This window comes from Halopseudomonas sp. 4NH20-0008, from assembly GCF_057548395.1.
In genome coordinates this window covers 1-1,197 of the sequence record NZ_BAAJMD010000039.1, presented here as the reverse complement: position 1 = coordinate 1,197, position 1,197 = coordinate 1, and the positions used below count along the sequence as shown (strand labels likewise).

At 53.5% G+C, this 1,197-nt stretch carries 1 protein-coding gene; it reads right to left on the bottom strand.

What is annotated here, in order from left to right:
- Positions 1 to 38 precede the first annotated feature (38 nt).
- A protein-coding gene (locus tag AC27HQ_RS16920; protein WP_487157367.1) for an IS3 family transposase occupies positions 39 to 1,126 on the bottom strand; the annotation gives its coding sequence in 2 pieces (ribosomal slippage) (positions 39 to 874 and positions 874 to 1,126; 1,089 coding nt in all).
- Positions 1,127 to 1,197: the final 71 nt, after the last annotated feature.

Below are 1,197 nucleotides of genomic sequence, written 5' to 3'. Positions count from 1 at the left end.
GGTAATCCCCCCATTTTTAGCGGGGTTCAGAAGTAGAGTCAGGCCACCATGGCCAACTTCTGTCGCGGCGTGATGCCACCCAAGGCCATATTTGGCCGTTCGTTATTGTATGTCCATAACCAACGTGTCGCGAAGTCCTGGACCTGCTCAATCGAGTCGAACAGATAGTGCGACAGCCAGTCATAGCGTACGGTTCGGTTGTAACGCTCGATATAGGCATTCTGTTGCGGCTTGCCCGGCTGAATGAAGCTGATGGTAATGCCACGCTTCTCTGCCCATGCAGCCAGCTTGCCACTGATGTACTCGGGGCCATTGTCGCAACGGATCGAGGCTGGTTTTCCCCTCCATTCGATGATCTGGTTCAAGGCTCGGATAACACGCTCAGCAGGCAGTGACAGATCAACCTCTATACCCAGTCCTTCACGGTTGAAGTCATCCAGCACATTGAACAAACGATAGCTGCGACCGTCGCTGAGTTGGTCGTGCATGAAGTCCATAGACCAGCATGCATTGATTGCTAAAGGCACTGCGAGTGGTTCAGGCTTCTCACGCACCAGGCGCTTGCGGGGCTTGATGCGCAGATTCAACTCAAGCTCTCGATAGATGCGATAGACCCGCTTATGGTTCCAGCCAAAGCCCTTCACGTTGCGTAAGAACAGGAAGCACAAGCCAAAGCCCCAGTTGCGCTGATTGTGGGACAGGCGCAATAGCCAGTCGGCGATCAGCGCGTTCTCAGTGCTCAGTCGGGCCTGGTAGCGATAGCAGGCCTCGCTGATACCAAACAGAGCGCAAGCCAAGCGTATGCTGACCTTCTTATCGCTAACTGCTTTGTGCGCCATCTCGCGGCGGTGAGACGGCTTCACCACTTTTTTTCGATGGCTTCCTTGAGGATCTCAGCCTTGAGACGCTCTTCGGCATACATTTTCTTCAGCCGCCGGTTTTCGTCTTCAAGCTCTTTAAGCCTGGCCATCATGGATGCATCCATGCCGCCAAACTTGGAACGCCATTTGTAAAAAGTGGCGCTGCTAAATCCGTGCTCGCGGCAAAGCTCCGGAACCGGCACACCGTTCTCGGCTTGCTTCAGGATTGCCAGAATCTGGCTGTCGGTAAAACGTGATGTTTTCATGCAGAATCTCCCTGCAAATAGCTTACGGAAAATTCTACTTCTGATCACCGCTGTTTTTCGGGGGGATTACC